Origin of the sequence: Chryseobacterium manosquense (assembly GCF_014623485.1) — a bacterium.
Classification (GTDB): Bacteria; Bacteroidota; Bacteroidia; order Flavobacteriales; family Weeksellaceae; genus Kaistella; species Kaistella haifensis.
This window is the reverse complement of sequence record NZ_CP060203.1, coordinates 1,787,880-1,806,537: the sequence shown is the minus strand read 5'-3', so window position 1 is coordinate 1,806,537 and position 18,658 is coordinate 1,787,880. Positions and strand designations below refer to the sequence as shown.

Genomic DNA, 18,658 nt, shown 5'->3' with positions numbered 1-18,658 from the left:
AATTTTATTGAATTCTCTATTATCTTCTTAAAGATTTCGAACTTTTAAAACTCGCAAAGACATAATATGCCACAAAAACCATTGAAAATTTGATCACTGAAGGTACCGCTTTCTCCAAATCGAATAGTAAAACTCCAAAAATGATTAAAATTCCCATCCCCAGAAATGAAATCCCAAGCTTCTGCGCCAAAGTGAATTTTTCATCATCAAGGAAATAAGCCATTCCCCAAGCCGCACCAAATGCAATTGCATAATATAAATCCAACGCCCAACCTTGGCTTCCCAACAAAAAATAATTCAAAAGAAAACTGATCACGATTCCGGCGAAAAAATAAATAATGACGCGTTGCATATTAATAAAGTTTCCGCAAAAATAAAGATTTAATAAACAAATTGGTATTTTTTTTATATTTGAGAAAAATATAACAGTCGTGAAAATTAGACCAACATTGACAATTTTGAGTATTTTGTCTCTTATTTCTTGCCAACGAATTATTGATAATCTTAGGGAAGAAGAAGCTAATGAAAATTACGTATCTCCTTTTAAGGGCGTTTACAAAGGAAATTATTCCGGCGACGAAGTGGGTTCTTTAACCATTGAAGTAGCCCAAAACGGTTATATTTCGGTTACGAAAGTTTCGCAATTCAGTACCGAAAACTCTTTTGTTTCAGGAATGGTGCGGGATGATGGCGCGCTGCAATCCGTTACTTTACAATCGGGTTTTACCTTGCTGGGAAACCTAAAAACAAAATCAGGCACCTGGAAAATGGGTGATTGGGTCGGAAACTGGTCGGTTACAAAACAATAACAATATTATAAGACAAAATTTGTTTATCAATATTGATATATAAAACCCTTTCAATCAACAGAAAGGGTTTTCTTTTTTAAAATTACAAAAAATCCTATATTTGGAATCTTACGAACATTCAATTATGGAAACCCAAAAATATTCTCCAAAAAACAAAATCCGTATCGTTACCGCCGCCGCATTATTCGATGGCCACGATGCTGCGATCAATATCATGCGTCGCGTAATCCAAGGAACCGGCGTAGAAGTTATTCATCTCGGCCATGACAAATCCGCTGAAGAAGTAGTAAACTGTGTGGTTCAGGAAGACGCCAATGCAATTGCGTTAACTTCCTATCAAGGTGGTCACAACGAGTATTTTAAATATATTTTTGATCTTTTAAAAAAGAAAAATGCGACACATATCAAGATTTTTGGTGGCGGAGGTGGCGTTATTTTGCCTGAAGAAATCAAAGATTTGATGGATTATGGCGTGACAAGAATTTATTCTCCTGATGATGGCCGCGAACTCGGTTTGCAGGGAATGATTGACGATTTGGTACAGAAATCCGATTTTCCAACAGGAGAAAAAATTACCGTTCAAGATTTAGATAAAATTAAATTTGAAGATTCAAAATCAATTGCTGAAGTGATTTCTGCTGTTGAAAACTTTTCCGAAACTAAACCTGATTTGGTTAAGGAAATAGAGCAAAGATCAAAAGATTCACACATTCCAATTATCGGAATAACCGGAACCGGTGGCGCAGGAAAATCCTCCTTAACCGACGAATTAGTAAGAAGATTTTTACGCTCCAATCCGGAGAAAAAAATTGCCATCATCTCCATCGATCCTTCCAAAAAGAAAACAGGGGGTGCACTTTTGGGCGACAGAATCCGCATGAATTCCATTAATGATCCGCGAGTTTATATGCGTTCGATGGCAACCCGAGAAAACAATGTTTCGGTTTCGCCACACATTCATTCAGCATTAAATATTTTAAAAATAGCAAAACCTGATGTCATCGTTCTCGAAACATCCGGAATCGGACAATCTGGTTCAGAAATTACTGATATTGCTGATGTTTCCATGTATGTGATGACCCCGGAATATGGTGCTTCAACCCAATTGGAGAAAATCGACATGCTTGATTATGCAGATTTGGTTGCGTTAAATAAATCCGACAAACGCGGAGCTTTGGATGCGCTTCAAGCGGTGAAAAAACAGTTTCAGAGAAATCATGTTTTGTTTGATCAGCCGTTGGAAAATATGCCGGTGTATTCCACGAAAGCCAGTCAGTTCAACGATTGGGGAACAACCGAACTTTTCAATGAATTGATTAAAAAAGTAAATGATAAATTTTCGGATTTGAATTTAAGCGAATATGTGGAACAAAATGTTTCGGAAGAAACCACCATTATTCCTCCGAAAAGAGTTCGCTATCTTTCCGAAATCGTTGAAAACAACCGTGCTTACGACAAAGAAGTGGTTGATCAGGCATTGATCGCAAGAAAACTTTACCAACTTCAAGGCGCAAAAAATATTCTTGAAGATGATGTAAATTCTCAGGAAGTCATCGAAAAAAGATATCAGAAAATCAAAAAAGATCTTAGCCAGGAAAATATTTATTTCTTGAACGGTTGGCACGATTTCAAACTGAAGCACGAAGCCGATGAATATATTTACCTCGTTCGTGGAAAAGAAATTAAAGTTCAAACCAAATCGGAAACGCTTTCTCATCTGAAAGTTCCGAAAATTTCTTTGCCAAAATTTCAGGATTGGGGCGATTTGATTCGTTGGAAAGGCCAGGAAAATGTTCCCGGAGCATTTCCTTTCACCGCAGGAATTTATCCATTCAAAAGAACTGGAGAAGATCCAACAAGAATGTTTGCCGGAGAAGGAGGACCCGAAAGAACCAACCGAAGATTTCATTACGTTTCCGCAGAAATGGACGCCAAAAGACTTTCTACAGCGTTCGATTCGGTGACGCTTTACGGTCAGGATCCTGCTTTTCCGCCGGATATTTATGGGAAAATCGGGAATGCAGGAGTTTCGATTGCGACTTTGGATGATGCCAAAAAACTCTATTCAGGGTTCGATTTGGTGAATGCCATGACTTCCGTATCGATGACGATTAATGGGCCGGCGCCAATGTTGCTCGCGTTTTTCATGAATGCAGCCATTGATCAGAATTGTGAAAAATACATTGAGGAAAATAATCTTTGGGATAAAGTTGAAGCCAGATTAAAGCAAAAATTTGATGACAAAGGTTTAAAAAGACCAACATACAGCGGTGAACTTCCTCCTTCGAATAACGGATTGGGTTTGAAATTATTGGGACTTACCGGCGACGAGATTTTAGATGAGGAAACGTATGCGAAAATTAAAGCAGAAACCATCGCAACAGTTCGTGGAACCGTTCAGGCAGATATTTTAAAAGAAGATCAAGCGCAAAATACTTGTATTTTCTCTACCGAATTTGCATTGAGATTGATGGGCGACGTTCAGGAATATTTCATCAAAGAAAAAGTGAGAAACTTCTATTCCGTGTCGATTTCCGGTTACCATATCGCTGAAGCCGGTGCAAATCCGATTTCGCAGCTGGCCTTTACGCTCGCAAACGGTTTCACGTATGTGGAATATTATTTGTCGAGAGGAATGGATATCAATGAATTCGCTCCGAACTTGTCTTTCTTTTTCTCGAACGGAATTGATCCTGAATATGCCGTAATCGGCCGTGTTGCGCGTAGAATCTGGGCTAAAGCAATGCGTGAAAAATACAATGCCAACGAAAGAAGCCAGATGCTGAAATACCACATCCAGACTTCCGGAAGATCGCTGCACGCGCAGGAAATCGATTTTAATGATATTAGAACTACGTTGCAGGCGCTATATGCGATCTACGATAACTGCAACTCGCTGCACACCAATGCTTACGACGAGGCGATCACCACGCCAACCGAAGAGTCCGTGCGTAGAGCAATGGCTATTCAGCTGATTATTAATAAAGAATTAGGTTTAGCGAAAAACGAGAATCCTTTACAAGGTTCTTTCATTATTGAAGAACTGACGGATCTAGTTGAAGAGGCTGTTTATGCTGAATTCGACCGAATCACCGAACGTGGCGGCGTTTTGGGCGCTATGGAAACTATGTATCAGCGTTCGAAAATTCAGGAAGAATCCATGCATTACGAATGGCTGAAACATACCGGCGAATATCCAATTGTCGGCGTGAATACTTTCCTTGGCAAAGATGGTTCACCAACGGTTTTACCGGGAGAAGTAATCCGTTCTACTGAAGAGGAAAAGCAACAGCAGATTAAAAATTTGGAAACTTACCAAATTGCCAACAAAGCCCATACACAGAAGGTTTTGGAAGAATTACAACACGCAGCCATCAATCAAAAAAACCTTTTCGAACTGATGATGGAAGCGGTGAAATTCTGTTCTCTTGGACAGATTACTAATGCTTTGTTTGAAGTGGGCGGAAAATACAGGCGGAATATGTAGTTTTTATCAACTAAAAAAACCGTCAAGGTTTTTAAAACCTTGACGGTTTGTGTAGATGGCTATCAACAAGAAAATCCAATTATAATGGCAGATAAACTCCTTCTCGTGCCAGGAAATTATTACCACATTTACAATCGTGGAAATAATGGACAGAATATTTTCTTTGAAAAAAGAAATTACGAGTTTTTCCTGCACAGAATGGATCAATATCTTTCCCCGTTTTGTGAAATTTTGGCGTGGGTTCTTCTCAAAAATCACTTTCATCTTTTAGTTTTTATAAAGGGTGATATCGATACCGAAAAATTAATTTATACTGCCACGCAGGTTCCAAAAAAGGTAGATGTTCATTTGCAGTTTGGACATTTTTTCAACTCTTATGCAAAAGCCATTAACAAGCGATATGAAAGAACAGGATCATTATTTGAGAAGAATTTTGAAAGAAAATTAATCGATTCTGAAGAACATCTTCGAAAAGCAATTCATTATATCCACCACACTCCCAAAAAATATGGCTTTACAGAAAATGTTTTCGATTATCCGTGGAGTTCTTATGGAAGCATAATTTCCGATAAACCGACAAAATTAAAGCGAGACCTTGTATTATCTTTATTTGGAGATGTTGAAACTTATAAAGATATGCATGAAATAGATATGAATTACGGAGAATTATTTTAATAACTACTACAAATACAAACCGTCAAGGTTTTTAAAACCTTGACGGTTTCCTTTAAATCCTTGTTTTTTTATTAGAATTAAATTTAATATTTTTATAAAAATTACAAATGTGAATCCTGTAAAAATATTAATTTATTCAACTTTTTTTCTAGCTATTTTTTCGGCCTGCAAATCCGAATCCGAGAAATTGGTCGATGAAAGTGTAAAAAGGAATGCCATTATCGATAGTACAATTACGCAGTTTAAGAAAAATTTGTTGGTGCAACAGATGGATTCGGTATTTTCACAATCGAAATTCAACGGAAGTATTTCGGTAATGCAAAATGGCAAAATTCTTTATGAAAAATATAATGGCTTTGAGAATTTTAAAAACAAAACTCCGCTTGATAGCAATTCGGTTTTCGCCATTGGATCGGTTAGTAAACAATTTACTGCGGTGATGATTTTGCTTCTTGAAGAACAAGGAAAATTGAAAGTGGAAGATCAAGTTTCAAAATATTTAAAAGAATTTCAGTCCAAAACTTTTGAAAATATCACCATTGGGCAATTGCTGAATCATACTTCCGGGCTCAGCGATTCGGGAAGTGGTTTGCTTTCAAAATCTGGAACAAAATTCAATTATTCCAATAAGGGTTACCGATATTTGGGTGAATTGATCGAGGAAGCTTCGGGAAAAACATATGGCGAAAATGCGCAAGAACTTTTTGCGAAAGCCGTGATGAAACATTCTTCGACTTCAGATTTATTCGTGAATCATCATTTTTCGAGCGCGTATTTGGGAAATTCTTCTCGATTTCTGGAAGTCGAAAATATGCCCACAAGACTTTCCAATAGTGAGATTTCGGTAGGAGCAGGTGGTCTACTCTCCACAGTTTCGGATTTGCATCAATGGAATTTTGCTTTATATAATGGAAAAATTCTTAAACCGGAATCGCTTAGAAAATTTATGTCCCAATCTACGGAAAATAACCACCCAATTTTGGGGAAAGTGGGTTATGGTTTTGGAATTATGATGAATGAGGGAAAACCAAAATCCTATTTTCATACCGGTTATGTGAAAGGATCGCCATCATTAAATATTTATTATCCCGAAACGAAAACTTCGGTGGTTATTCTCTCGAATATCGCCGATGAAGCAAAAGGGAAAAATGGGTTTTTCAATCCTCACAAAGAAGTAAAAAAAATAACCGAAGCTGTTGAAAATGCATTGATTGAAACGCAAAAAAATCTTCATTAAAATAAAAAATCCGGAACGAAAGTCCCGGATTTACTTTTGAAAAAAAATATCTATTTCTTGTTGAAATCTCCTGCGTACACCGAAATAATTTTGTCTAAACTTAAATATTTCTTCAGTGCGGCATTCACTTCTTCCAATTTTAAAGCTTGGATTTTTGTGTTCAATGCGTCGTATTCATCAAGTGAAACTCCGTATTGAAGTTTTTTGTTGACCAAATTGATCAAAGTATTATCCATTCCAAGATTGGTTTGTTGAACATTGGCGTAGCTTTTTTTATTGTCAGCCAATTCCTGAGCGGTAAAACCGTCTTTCAATGCTTTGGAAACTTCTTCTTTCCAAGCGGCTTCTACAGCATCTCTTTTAGTCGGATTTAAGAATGCATAATAATTCCAGGAAGCCACATCATTGGTCACCGGAACGCTGAGGTAAGAACCCACACCGTAGCTGATTCCTTCTTTTTCGCGCAATCTCATCGGAAGTCTTGCGGAAAGGAAACCTCCACTTCCCAGGATTTCATTGGCCAATACCAAAGCTGCATAATCAGGATGTTTTTGATCCATTCTGAATTTTTCGGTTCCTAGAGCGACCGCGTTTTCCTTATCGGGAGTGATGAAGTTTTTGTCCAATTTTTTAGTTTCAAAATAGGTAGGTTTCACTTCGGAATATTTGATTTTTGCGGTGAATTTTCCGAAGGTTTTTTCTAATGAATTTGCCGTAGTTTTAGCATCGATACTTCCTAAAACAGTTCCGAGTCCATCATTTGCACCCATCAAATTTTGATAGAAAGCGGTGATTTGATCGCGGGTTACTTTTTTGTTATTGTCTATTTCTTCTTGCAAAGTTGGCGTGTAGAAAATGCTTTCTTTCGGATAAGGATTTGCCAGGCGTTGAAGTTCGTTGCTTGCGATGGCTTGCGGATCTTTTTGTTGCGCTTCCAAATAGGTGTTGTTTTCAGCAATCATTTTCGTAAGCTCGTTTTGCGGGAAGGTTGCATTAGCTAAAATATCCTGCAAAATATCCATTACTTCGGCGAAATTGTTTTTATAAGTCGATACATTAATCAAGAAATTTTGACCACTGGTTCGGAAATAGATTGAAGAATTGAGTTGATCCAAACGATCCTGGATTTGTTCTTTGGTTTTCGTTTTGGTTCCTGAACTGAGTAAAGCTGCAGTTAAAGCTCCGACGGACGATTTTCCGGCCAATTCTTTTTCGTTACCGATCAGTAATTTGAAGTTGGCGATAATTTTTTCACCCTTTAATTCTTTGTTTACCAAACCGTATTTCATACCGTTCGAAAGTACGCCTTCTTTCAAATTGTTTTTTAAGTTGGCTATGCTTGCTTCGAAAGGAGCGGCTTCTTTTTCTAGAGCTTTTCCTTTGTAATCTTTGGTTAGTGCGGCAATTTGCTCATTGCTGAATTCTGCTGGTTTTACACGCTGCTCGTCTTTGGATGGAATAAAAATTCCTACAGTTCTGTTATTGCTTTTAAAATATTTTTGTGCAACTCTGTTGAGGTCTGCAAGACTAAGTTTTTCAACGTTATCACGATACAGGAACGCCAACTTGTAACCGCCGGCTCCAACAATTTCTGTATAACCAATAGCTTTGTTAATAGTGTTGTTTTTAGTGTTTTCTATTTGTTTTAAAAGTTTCGCTTTCGCTCTTGCTAAATCCTGTTCTGTATAGGCGATTGTTGCAATTTTATCGAGTTCAGATCTAACCAAATTTTTTGTCGCTTCCAAATCTTTATCTTTTGGAACATCAAAATGGAAATAAACCAATCCAGCATCTCTCACAGTTGGCGAATAAGCCCATAAACTTGATACTTTTTGAGTTTCGACCAAGTTTTTATAAAGATAACCGGATGGATCTGCAGTTAATACTTCTATTAATGCATCCAAAGCTGCGTAATCTTTGTCCGCATAAGCAGCGGCATGATATCCTGCGGAAACAATTTTGCTGTCTCCGGATCTTCTTACTTCCACAAATTTTTCACCATCTTGCGCGGGTTCTACCGTGTAAGTTCCACCGAGCTCTCGGGTAGGTTTCGGAAGTGGAGCAAAATATTCTGAAACGTATTTTAGCGCGTTCGCTTCATCAAACTTCCCGGCAATAACCAAAGTTGCATTATCGGGTTGATAATATTTTTCATAAAATTTTCTAAGCACCGGAGCTTTCACTCTTTCGATATCTTCTTTACTTCCAATCGTACTGTTCCCGTAGTTGTGCCATAAATACGCAGCAGAAAATACCTTTTCCATAAGAACTCCTGAGGGATCATTTTCGCCAATTTCAAATTCATTTCTTACCACCGAAAATTCTTTATCGAGGTCGCTTTGCAAAATAGTCGCATTAATCATTCTGTCCGCTTCCATCATCAAAGCCCACTTTAGATTTTCATCATTGGAAGGGAAAATTTCGTAATAATTGGTTCGGTCGTACCAAGTGGTTCCGTTTGCAGCGCCACCTTTGTCGGATAGTTGTTTTTTGATGTCGCCGAGATTTTTAGTGCTTTTAAAAAGCATGTGCTCCAGCAAGTGAGCCATTCCTTTTTCGCCGTAACCTTCGTCTTTTGAACCTACATTATAAATTATGTTCACCACCATATTACTTTGCGAAGGATCGGGTAGTAGCAGGATCTTCATTCCGTTGCTTAAGGAATATTCCTTGGTTCCTTCGATGTTGGTCACAAATTTCGGGGCTTCATGTTTTTGTGCATAGGCTAAATTTCCTGCGGATAGCGTGGTCATCAGCGTTAAGCTTAATAGAAATTTTTTCATGTTTTTTATTTTGTTTTTTTGTTGCTAATGCTTTTTTTTGGCTTAAAATTTTAAGATTCTTGAAAATAACTCTTATTCAATAAGATAACGTGTCGGTAAACAAATTTAAAATTATTTTTCTGATTTAATGATTATAAAATGAGCCAATTTGTTTGAAACTGCTATTTTTGTGAGGTGCAAACAGAAAAAATTATTTTAGGAATCGATCCGGGAACCACAATTATGGGTTTCGGAATTATCGCTGTGAAAGGAAGTTCCATCGAACTGATTTCCATCCACGAACTTATTTTAAAGAAATATCCTAATCACGAAACGAAACTCAAAATTATTTTTGATAAAACATTAGCATTAATAGATGAATATCACCCTGATGAAGTCGCTTTGGAAGCACCTTTTTTTGGAAAGAACGTGCAAAGTATGTTGAAACTTGGTCGTGCGCAAGGTGTTGCAATGGCGGCATCACTTCATCGGGATATTCCGATTACCGAATATTCTCCGAAAAAAATAAAAATGGCGATCACCGGAAACGGAAACGCGAGCAAAGAACAAGTCGCCGGAATGCTAAAAAACCTTTTGAAATTGAAAGAATTTCCAACAAAATACCTCGATGCTTCCGATGGTTTAGCGGTCGCGGTTTGTCATCATTTCAATTCTGGGAATCTGGTTTCAGATAAAAATTATTCGGGTTGGGATAGTTTTTTGAAACAAAATCCGGATCGAATTAAGTAGGAAATATTTTCTTTTAATTTTCTTAAGTATTTTGTAAATTATTGAATTTTAATGATTTAATTTGTAAAATATATTTACAACAATTCTACAAGCTATCTTCTTGGTTAAACATAATACTATTTGTAACATTTTGGAGTTTTTATGGACAAATTTAATAAGTTTAATGAATTTTAAATACGGTAAGAAATGAAAAATATCCCTCAAAATATAAAACCTATAAATCATAAAATGAATTGGTTTCAGCAGTTTTTGATCATTTGTTCCGGCGGAAATCTACATATCCTGAGAAAAACTCCGAGCGAATGGAATAAGTTTGCTGGGATCGGTGGAATTGTTTTATTTACGGCAGTTTTCGCAACTTTATCCGCCGGTTATGCGATGTTTACGGTGTTTGATGATCTTTGGGTTTCGGCAGGATTTGGGTTGCTTTGGGGACTGATGATTTTTAATCTTGACCGCTATATCGTTTCTTCCATTAAGAAAACAGGAACTTGGTGGAACCAGATTTTAATGGCAATTCCAAGGTTGATCTTAGCGACATTTTTAGGAATTATTATCTCGAAACCTTTGGAACTTAAAATCTTTGAGAAGGAAGTCAACAAACAGCTGAATACTATTATTCAGCGAAATAAAACCCAACTCCAGGCGGAAATGAATGGCAGAATTTTGCAACAATCGGGACCTTTTGAGACTGAAAAAAAACAAATTTCCAACAAAATTGCGGAGTATCAAAAATCTTATGATTCTGCTGCGGTAGAGCTAGAGAAGGAGATTTTGGGAAAACAAAGTGGTTTGACGAGTGGGAAAGTGGGGTTCGGTTCCAATGCCAAAAGGAAATCTGAATTGAAAGAACAGCGTCGCCAGGATTTGGAAAATTATCAAAAACAAATCGCTCCAAGATTGGAATATTTAGACAAAGAAATCTCTAAAGTCTACACCAATATCGAAACGGAAAGAAATAAAACCGAAACTTTTGAAGACAAATTCAATGGTTTTGCCGCCAGACTTCAGTCCCTTGATGAGTTGGGAAAAAACACCCCGATTATTGGAATTGCGGCTGCTTTTATCATGGGACTTTTCATCTGCCTGGAAATTTCTCCGGTTTTGGTGAAATTAATTTCGTCCGTTGGTCCTTATGATTATCTTTTAGAAAAAACAGAAAACGATTTCCGTTTATATTCCAAAGAAAAAATCGAAAAAGGAAATGCTGGAACCGATTGGCGAATTGAGGATTTTAAAGAAAATTTAAGAAAAAATAATTCCTCTGAACCGAACATTTAATTCCCTGAAAGTTTCAAAATTAATGGAGCGCTGATTTGTTTTTGTGAATAATATTTTGCGGCACAAACATTAGATTTCATCGTGTAACTCCCTTTGTAAATGACAAATTGGTTTTTGCTGTGTTTCGGAATTGGCAGATTATAAATTCGGTTTCCCTTAATTTCAGCCAATCTTAAAATGATATTGCAATTGGAATTGTTGTCGATGACAGCGGCGGTTTTCGGATCATTGGGATCGTCGTCATTCAAAAGATAGGTAAGGACTTCGGCGGTCACTTGCTTTTTATTGATTTGGTCTTTTTGCATTAAACCTTCGAATTCTTTGCTTTCGTTGGTTGAAACAGAAGTATTTGAGGGATAAACAGGATTTGTAGAAGGTAAAATATCACATTGAACCAATAGGAAAAGCAAGAGAAAAAAGAAGTAATATTTCATTTTAAAATGATTTAAAAGTAAAATTAAGCAATAATTTTCAACATTACAGCATAAAAAAAGGGTTGCGAAATTGGCAACCCTTTGATGTTTTGAATGATTTTTTATAAAGAATAATTCGGCGCTTCTTGAGTAATTATTACGTCGTGAGGATGCGATTCTTTCAACCCGCTTCCGGTAATCATCACCATTTTGCCGTCTTTTTGTAGCGTATCGATGTCTTTGGTTCCGCAATAACCCATTCCAGCGCGGATTCCGCCGGTTAATTGGAAAACAACTTCTTCTAATTTTCCTTTGTGAGGAACTCGGCCTTCAATTCCTTCTGGAACGAATTTTTTGGCTTCACTTTGGAAATATCTTTCTTTTCCACCACGTCTCATTGCGGAAAGTGAGCCCATTCCTTGATATGCTTTGAATTTTCTTCCTTGGAAAATAATTTCTTCACCCGGAGCTTCATCGGTTCCCGCGAGTAAAGATCCCAGCATCACAGCGTTTGCACCGGAAGCAAGCGCTTTCACAATATCGCCTGAAAGTTTAATTCCACCATCAGCAATTACGGCTACATTTTTGGTTTTCGCATATTCAAAAACATTATAAATAGCAGAAAGTTGAGGAACACCAACACCGGCAACAACTCGGGTAGTACAGATTGAACCAGGACCAACACCTACTTTCAGCACATTTGCACCTGCTTCGATGAGGTCTTTTGCAGCGTCTGCAGTCACGATATTTCCACCAATAATATCCAGATCTGGGAAACCAGTGCGGATTTCTTTAATTTTATCTAAAACTCCTTTCGAATGGCCATGAGCAGAATCAACTGCAATAATGTCGACACCGGCTTTTACCAATGCCGCAACGCGATCCATCGTATCTTCGCCAACACCAACGCCTGCTCCAACGATGAGGCGACCGTTTTGGTCTTTATTGGCATTGGGATATTCCAATTGATTGTCGATATCTTTAATCGTAATTAAACCCACCAATTTGAATTCTTTGTCTACAATTGGAAGTTTTTCTACTCTATTTTGAAGAAGGATCGCTTTGGCTTGTTCGAGATTGGTTTCTTTATCGGAAGTGATGAGGTGGTCTTTGGTCATCAATTCTTCTACCTTGGCTTCTAGGTTTTCTTGGTATTTCACATCTCTGTTGGTGATGATTCCGATAAGTTTGTTATCAGCATCAACCACGGGAAGTCCGGAAATTTTGAAATTAGCCATCATTTCTTTTGCCTGAGCTAAAGTGTGATCTTTGGACAAAGTCACCGGATCCGAAATCATTCCGTTTTCCGAACGTTTTACGCGGTAAACTTGTGCGGCTTGTTCGGCAATGGGCATGTTTTTGTGAATGAAACCAATTCCGCCAACTCTCGCCATTGCAATGGCCATTTCGGCTTCGGTAACCGTATCCATTGCAGCGGAAACGATCGGCGCATTGAGCGTAATTTTATCGGAAAGTCTTGATTTAAGGGAAACCTGATTAGGCAGAACTTCTGAGTAAGAAGGGATAAGTAGAACATCATCGAAAGTGATGGCCGTTTCTACGATTTTGTTGTGAATAGACATCTTTACTTTCTTGCAAAATTATGTTTTTTTTTTGGAAAATCGAAATTGAGTATTTTTTATTATAAAAAAAGTGATCAAGCAATGTTATCTTTAAAAAAAATAACAGCAAAAGCGCTACTGTTATTTCTATTTTTTATTTCAAAGTCATTTTTTTTACATCATTTTTTTCGGAATAATTGATGATTCGCGAGATATCATCGGGCGTGAATTTTCCTGTGACATCTACAAAAACCAATTCCTTTCCGGAATGCACAGTGATCATCAATTTTTTAATCACATCACCGCTTTGTTTCGCTTGGAAATTAATGGTTTCATTGGCTTTTTTTACGGTCATCCATTCCTCAAAATTATTGGAAGTAAGGTATTTGGCAAAATCACCCAATATTTCCTTGTTGCCATTTTCCACGGTCATCACCTTTACATCTGAAACTTTTTTGATGAGGTTAATGAGTTCTTCGCTTTCGCCATCTTCTTTCAAAGCTTTTTTCACGAGGGGTTTCGCGAGAAACATGGGCACATTTATACTGGTAAATTTGGCACCGCCGTAGTCGTAATGAGGATTGTCGAAAAAGCCCATTTTTGGTGAACTCGATACGATGCAGGATTGCAGACTCAGCAGTAATAAAGCTACCGGAATAAGGATCAAATTTTTCATGGTGAAAGTTTTTACAAAGGTTTCATTGATGCTCCGCCAGAAAGTTCTGCATTACGCTTTACATTATTGTTGCTGCGGTATTTTACACTCGCACCCGAGGTTCCGGTAACGTTAATGTTTTCAGTTGCGTTCACTTTTATATTTGCTGCTGAAGAAGCGTTGATTTGTGATTTCTGTGTTTCCAGATCCTGTGCGTTCACTGTGGCCGCGCTGGAAACATCGAAAGTTGTTTCTTTTATTTTTCCGTATAATGTAGCTGAAGAACCGCTGGTCGCACTCATTTCCAGCTCGTCGGCATTTACGTTTAGCCTTACGTTTGAACCTGAAGTTGCGGAGAGTTCTACTTTTCCCTTCGTGTCTAGGTCGGCTTTCAGATTTGCCCCCGAAGTTGCGGCAATCTGAAAATAATTGCTTTTTATGGTATTCAATGTGTTAAAACTGGCACCTGAATTTACCGCGATTTTGCTCAGCTCCGGAGCAGAGACAGTCACACTCAGTTTTTTGAATTTCAGATTTCGGTTATTATTGTTATCGATATAAATTTTCAAAATATCACCTACAACTTCGGTTTTTACAAACTCCGGTCTGTCGGAATCTACCACTACTTTTTGTTTAGCATCCTGAGTGAAGGAAACATTGATTCCCGATGAAACCTGAATGCCACTGAAACTGGCAACTTTACGTACTTCTTCTCTTGCCGAGCCGGATGAAGTTGAAGAGTTATTGCCATCCGATCCACCCGTTGCATATATTTGCGTCTCGTTGATCAGCTTGTTCACATCCTCCATAGAAATTTTCCCATCGAGCATCATTAAAACGGTATTCCCTTCAGAACTGATATTTAAAAGCAAATTGTCCAAAATTCCGTTGGTTGCATCAGAAGAAAGGAATTTAATTTTATTGTCTTTGCTGTTCACAGACATCAATTCTTCATATTTCATGTTTTTGATGGAATTGTTAATGTCGGATTGAAGACTTTGAAAATTGCCTAAATTTGTTTTGTTTTGGCTTCCCGTATTGGTTGCTTCGGTCGGTTTTTCTACAATAAGGATTCGTAAACCATTGATTTTGCTGAGCAAAGGTTTGATTTGGTCGAGTTCAGAATCGTTAATATTCAGCTTGTTGAGCATGTTGAACATCGGTTTTGCAATTTTGATGGAGGTAACCCCTTCGGATTCCTGGTATTTATCAAAAAGCTGATCTAATTTGTCTTTCTGGGCATTTATTTGGATAAAATACGAGAAAGTAAGGGCGAATATTACGAGTAATTTTTTCATGATTTTAAATTTTAGTAATCATTAATAAAGCTGTTCACTGCTTCAGTCGAAGCTACTGTTTTAGAAACGTTATCAGAAAGAATTCGGAACGAATATTTCGTTAAATCGATGGCTTCCTGTTCGTTTTCTATTTTTTGCCCGTTGATAATCACGTAGTTGGATTGGTATTCGGGATTTTGGGCAGTTTTGCCCGTTGCAGATTTTTCAGGTGTGGAATTATCGACAAACAGCGGCCGCGCCTGTCTTTTTATTCTACCTCTTTTCGGAAGAATTTTGTCTATTACATCTTCACCATAGTTGATGGATACTGAATCGGTAACTAAACTATCAGAAGTTGTTTTCAGGGAATCTTTGGCGTTATTGATCGCGACAATCTCGTTGCCTTTACCGAAATCATTTTTTTGTTTTAAGATTTCATTTTTCACCAATTGATCTTGTTCATCAATCTTATTTTGGTTGGAAACATTATAGAAAACTCCCATGGAAACAAGCAGTACTACACTCGCCGCCATCCAATATAACTTCGGGAAAGACGCGCTTTTCTTTTCTGAAACTTCAGTGATGGGATTTTTTTCTTTTTCAGCTTCCGCCAAGAAATCTTCGAAATCCCAGTTCATCTTTTCTTCCCTGAGCTCTTGGAAGATTTCGTTGTATTTATCCTGTGATTTGTCGGTTTTCATAATTCATCAATTGGGTGATTTGTTCTTTAATTTTTTGTCGAGCCCGCATTAAATTTATTCGTACTGCGTTTTCTTCCATTTCCAACATTTTTGCGATTTCCGAGATTTCATATTCTTCAACATCTTTCAGGTGAATCACGGCTTTTTGTTTCTCCGGCAGTTGCCTGATGAAGCCTAGAATTTGATCTTTCAAATTATTGGTTTCGATTTGGTAAAGCTCGCTCCGGTGAAATTGAAAATCTGCAAAACCCATTTTCACATCGTGATGCTTTAGCCGGTTCAGGCATTCGTTTTTTACCGATTTCATCGCGTATGATTTCAGGTTTCCGAATGTGGCCAATTCTTCTTTTTTTTGCCAGAATTTTATCATTAAATCCTGTACAATATCTTCGGCTTCGTCACTGCTCATCACAAATCTTTTTGCAAAACGATACATCTCATCCTTGAGACAGAATACCGTTTCTTTAAAGATTGCGTGAGTCATAGTTTAGTTTATAGGTAAGACAACGAAGTTCGGAAATATGTTACATCAAAATAAAAAAAACTTCAAAAATTGCTTTTGAAGTTGAGTTTTGATCATTATTTTCTAAGATTAATAGGCCTGAAGGAGTACTTCTGAGGGGATTTTCATGATGGAATGCAGGTTTCTGATCATTTCCAAAGAAAGTTTTCTTTTCTTATTTAAAATTTCACTGGCCCGGCTTTTCAAACCGATAACTTTTGCCAAATCATTTTGGGAATAATCCATTTGTTCCATCCGGAATTTTATTGCTTCAATAGGATCTGGCAAATCAATCGGAAAGTTTTCATCTTCATATTTTTCAATGAGAATTCCTAAAACTTCTAATTCGTCGCCTTCTTTTGTTCCTTTTTTTGCATCAAAAATTTCTTCCAATCTCATTAATGCATCGGAATAATCTTGTTCAGTTTTGATTGGTTTAATTTCCATTTTTTTAAATTTCGTTGGCGTCAATTTTATCATATTCGGCGTGAGTACCAATAAATCGAATCCAGATCATTTGATAATCGTAATTGAGTTTCACAATGAGGCGATAATGATTTCCTTTAATATTAAAGACGATTCTTTGATCATTTAAAATACTTGCACTTGGATATTCACTTTTGATATCGTGAGCATTTTTCCACTCTGCAACGCTTGCTTCCTTAAACCACGATTTTAGTTGCTGCTCACAATCATTGTGTTTTTCCCAAAATTCACGAAGAATTTTTTTCGCTATCACTCTCAAAACCAAATAATTTGATACAAATATAACAAAAAAATTCCCAAAATGGGAATTGTGAAATATTTTTATGAGAATTGAATTTACAAATTTGTCACCTTCTTATCAATTTTATAAACTGTTCCCCGAAAAGCAGCGACCAATTCCTGTTTTTGGTTGGTGATTTTGATGTCGTAAATTCCGGTTTTTCTCGTATCGGAAATTAGTACGCTTTCCGCTCTCAAAATATCACCCATTTTCACGGCTTTGGTGAAATTAATGGTGCAATTCAATGCGACCGAAGCTTCGTTGGTATTGTTGCTTGAAAAAGCCAGTGCTGAATCGGCGAAGGAAAAAGTAATACCGCCGTGAACGGTTTTCAGTCCGTTGATCATTTCCCGTTTTACCGGCATTTCGATCAGGCAGTATTTTTCGCGGACTTCAATGAGTTTTATTCCCATCCATTGTGAGAAGGCATCCTGATTGAGCATGTATTGGGCAGTTTCGTGTGAAGTCATAATTTAATTTTCAATTTACCAATCTACCGGTTTACCAATTTATCAATTTTGTAATGAGAATATTCAATCCTAAATTGCCCATTTTCACATTGTTACATTTTCACATTGTTACATTTTCTACATTGTTACATTGTTACATTGTACGAAGTGCAGGGCTTTGTCGATATCGTTCTTCCTGATATACATCGTAAAGCTTCTGAAGCGTCTCAGAAATTTTCCCGTAACCGATTTCTTTTCCCCAGGCGAGCAGTCCTTTCGGGTAATTCACGCCTTTTTGCATCGCCAATTCCAAATCTTCATCGTTGGCAATTTTCAATCTTTTCGCTTCTACCGCTTCGTTGATGAGCATTGAAATGATTCTCATAAAAATTTGCTGATACAACTCTTCATTCTTTTCTGCGACAGGATTTTGAGCGTTTTCTGCATAATCGTAAAACCCTTTTCCGGTTTTTCTTCCGAGTAATTTCGCCTCGCTCATTCTTTGCTGCAGCAAACTCGGTTTGTATTTTGGATCGTAAAAATAATCCTGATAAACAGTTTTTGTCACCGAAAAATTAACATCAATTCCAATTAAATCCATCAATTCAAATGGTCCCATTTTGAAATTTCCCAAAGTTCGCATCGCATCGTCGATTTGTTCGGGAGTAGCGATGTGTTCTTCGGCAATTCTTAAAGCTTCACCATAAAAAGGTCGGGCAATTCGGTTCACGATAAATCCGGGAACATCTTTCGCTATCACCGGAGTTTTTCCCCAGCTTTTTATTAAACTAAAAATCTCGTCAGCTAAATTTACTTTCGTTAAAAGTCCGGGAATGATTTCTACCAAAGGCATCAGCGGCGCCGGATTGAAAAAATGAATTCCGATAAAACGTTCCGGATTTTTCAGTTCCGAAGATAGGGAAGTGATAGAAATCGAAGAGGTATTGCTCGAAATCACACAATTTTCGGAAACTATTTCTTCTAAATTTTGAAAAACTTTGGTTTTAATTTCTTTGTTTTCAACAATCGCTTCAATGACCAAATCACAAGTTGCAAAATCCTGAAGATCGTTGCAAGGTTTTATTTTGTTGAAAACTTCTTCGCTTTTTTCAGCTGAAATTTTCTGTTTTTCGACCAATCTATGTAAAGTGTTTTTTAAAATTAATAAAGATTTTTCGGTTTGTGCAGAATTGGTATCATACAAAAACACGTCGCATCCGGAAGTTGCCGCAACTTGTGCAATTCCAATCCCCATCGTTCCGGAACCTATTATTCCAATTTTCATAAATGTAAAAATGTGAAAATCTACCAATGTAACAATCAAAACGCAAG

Annotated in this window: 18 protein-coding genes; 6 read left to right on the top strand and 12 right to left on the bottom strand. The window is 37.3% G+C overall.

From position 1 onward, the window contains the following. Positions 1-19 precede the first annotated feature (19 nt). Complete coding sequence (locus tag H0S70_RS08665) at positions 20-352, bottom strand: hypothetical protein (RefSeq protein WP_188320526.1); 333 nt, start codon at positions 350-352, stop codon at positions 20-22. A gap of 97 nt (positions 353-449) precedes the next feature. Between H0S70_RS08665 and H0S70_RS08660 the strand changes: the two genes are divergently transcribed. From H0S70_RS08660 to H0S70_RS08645, 4 genes are all read left to right on the top strand, one after another. Next, positions 450-809 (top strand): hypothetical protein, encoded by a 360-nt coding sequence (locus H0S70_RS08660; RefSeq protein ID WP_228453703.1) that lies wholly within the window; start codon positions 450-452, stop codon positions 807-809. Between the two features lie 124 nt (positions 810-933). Then, positions 934-4,296 (top strand): methylmalonyl-CoA mutase family protein, encoded by a 3,363-nt coding sequence (locus tag H0S70_RS08655; RefSeq protein ID WP_188320525.1) that lies wholly within the window; start codon positions 934-936, stop codon positions 4,294-4,296. 84 nt (positions 4,297-4,380) lie between these two features. After that, positions 4,381-4,971, top strand: coding sequence for a transposase (locus H0S70_RS08650; RefSeq protein ID WP_188320524.1), 591 nt, complete (start codon positions 4,381-4,383; stop codon positions 4,969-4,971). A gap of 109 nt (positions 4,972-5,080) precedes the next feature. Then, positions 5,081-6,208 (top strand): serine hydrolase domain-containing protein, encoded by a 1,128-nt coding sequence (locus tag H0S70_RS08645; RefSeq protein WP_228453702.1) that lies wholly within the window; start codon positions 5,081-5,083, stop codon positions 6,206-6,208. 50 nt (positions 6,209-6,258) lie between these two features. Here H0S70_RS08645 and H0S70_RS08640 read toward each other — a convergent pair whose 3' ends face one another. Continuing rightward, on the bottom strand, positions 6,259-8,991 hold the full coding sequence (locus tag H0S70_RS08640) for a M16 family metallopeptidase (protein WP_188320523.1): 2,733 nt from the start codon (positions 8,989-8,991) through the stop codon (positions 6,259-6,261). A gap of 174 nt (positions 8,992-9,165) precedes the next feature. Here H0S70_RS08640 and ruvC point away from each other — a divergent pair, with 174 nt between their 5' ends. Beyond that, positions 9,166-9,720 carry a crossover junction endodeoxyribonuclease RuvC gene (gene ruvC, locus H0S70_RS08635; protein WP_031501978.1) on the top strand — a complete coding sequence of 185 codons (555 nt, stop codon included), beginning with the start codon at positions 9,166-9,168 and terminating at the stop codon, positions 9,718-9,720. 186 nt (positions 9,721-9,906) lie between these two features. Further along, positions 9,907-11,001 (top strand): DUF4407 domain-containing protein, encoded by a 1,095-nt coding sequence (locus tag H0S70_RS08630; RefSeq protein WP_188320522.1) that lies wholly within the window; start codon positions 9,907-9,909, stop codon positions 10,999-11,001. Here H0S70_RS08630 and H0S70_RS08625 read toward each other — a convergent pair. The 10 genes from H0S70_RS08625 to H0S70_RS08580 all read right to left on the bottom strand — a co-directional run bounded on the left by H0S70_RS08625 (position 10,998) and on the right by H0S70_RS08580 (position 18,611). Next, the gene (locus H0S70_RS08625) at positions 10,998-11,435 is read right to left on the bottom strand and encodes a DUF6759 domain-containing protein (protein ID WP_188320521.1); all 438 of its coding nucleotides are present in this window, start codon (positions 11,433-11,435) and stop codon (positions 10,998-11,000) included. The two genes, H0S70_RS08630 and H0S70_RS08625, sit on opposite strands and share 4 nt — an antisense overlap. 101 nt (positions 11,436-11,536) lie before the next feature. Further along, positions 11,537-12,997, bottom strand: coding sequence for an IMP dehydrogenase (gene guaB, locus H0S70_RS08620; RefSeq protein ID WP_188320520.1), 1,461 nt, complete (start codon positions 12,995-12,997; stop codon positions 11,537-11,539). 133 nt (positions 12,998-13,130) lie between these two features. Beyond that, positions 13,131-13,652, bottom strand: a complete 522-nt coding sequence (locus H0S70_RS08615) for a DUF4252 domain-containing protein (protein WP_188320519.1) — start codon at positions 13,650-13,652, stop codon at positions 13,131-13,133. Positions 13,653-13,663: 11 nt separating this feature from the next. After that, positions 13,664-14,929 (bottom strand): DUF4252 domain-containing protein, encoded by a 1,266-nt coding sequence (locus tag H0S70_RS08610; protein ID WP_188320518.1) that lies wholly within the window; start codon positions 14,927-14,929, stop codon positions 13,664-13,666. A gap of 11 nt (positions 14,930-14,940) precedes the next feature. Further along, positions 14,941-15,609 (bottom strand): hypothetical protein, encoded by a 669-nt coding sequence (locus H0S70_RS08605; protein WP_188320517.1) that lies wholly within the window; start codon positions 15,607-15,609, stop codon positions 14,941-14,943. Beyond that, on the bottom strand, positions 15,584-16,093 hold the full coding sequence (locus H0S70_RS08600; RefSeq protein WP_188320516.1) for an RNA polymerase sigma factor: 510 nt from the start codon (positions 16,091-16,093) through the stop codon (positions 15,584-15,586). Before H0S70_RS08600 ends, H0S70_RS08605 begins: the two co-directional genes overlap by 26 nt. A gap of 108 nt (positions 16,094-16,201) precedes the next feature. Then, positions 16,202-16,558 (bottom strand): helix-turn-helix domain-containing protein, encoded by a 357-nt coding sequence (locus tag H0S70_RS08595; RefSeq protein ID WP_123248820.1) that lies wholly within the window; start codon positions 16,556-16,558, stop codon positions 16,202-16,204. A gap of 4 nt (positions 16,559-16,562) precedes the next feature. Continuing rightward, positions 16,563-16,856, bottom strand: coding sequence for a type II toxin-antitoxin system HigB family toxin (locus tag H0S70_RS08590; RefSeq protein WP_123248819.1), 294 nt, complete (start codon positions 16,854-16,856; stop codon positions 16,563-16,565). Positions 16,857-16,933: 77 nt separating this feature from the next. Then, positions 16,934-17,347, bottom strand: coding sequence for a PaaI family thioesterase (locus H0S70_RS08585; protein ID WP_188320515.1), 414 nt, complete (start codon positions 17,345-17,347; stop codon positions 16,934-16,936). Between the two features lie 133 nt (positions 17,348-17,480). Beyond that, positions 17,481-18,611, bottom strand: a complete 1,131-nt coding sequence (locus H0S70_RS08580) for a 3-hydroxyacyl-CoA dehydrogenase NAD-binding domain-containing protein (protein WP_188320514.1) — start codon at positions 18,609-18,611, stop codon at positions 17,481-17,483. Between the last annotated feature and the right edge of the window lie 47 nt (positions 18,612-18,658).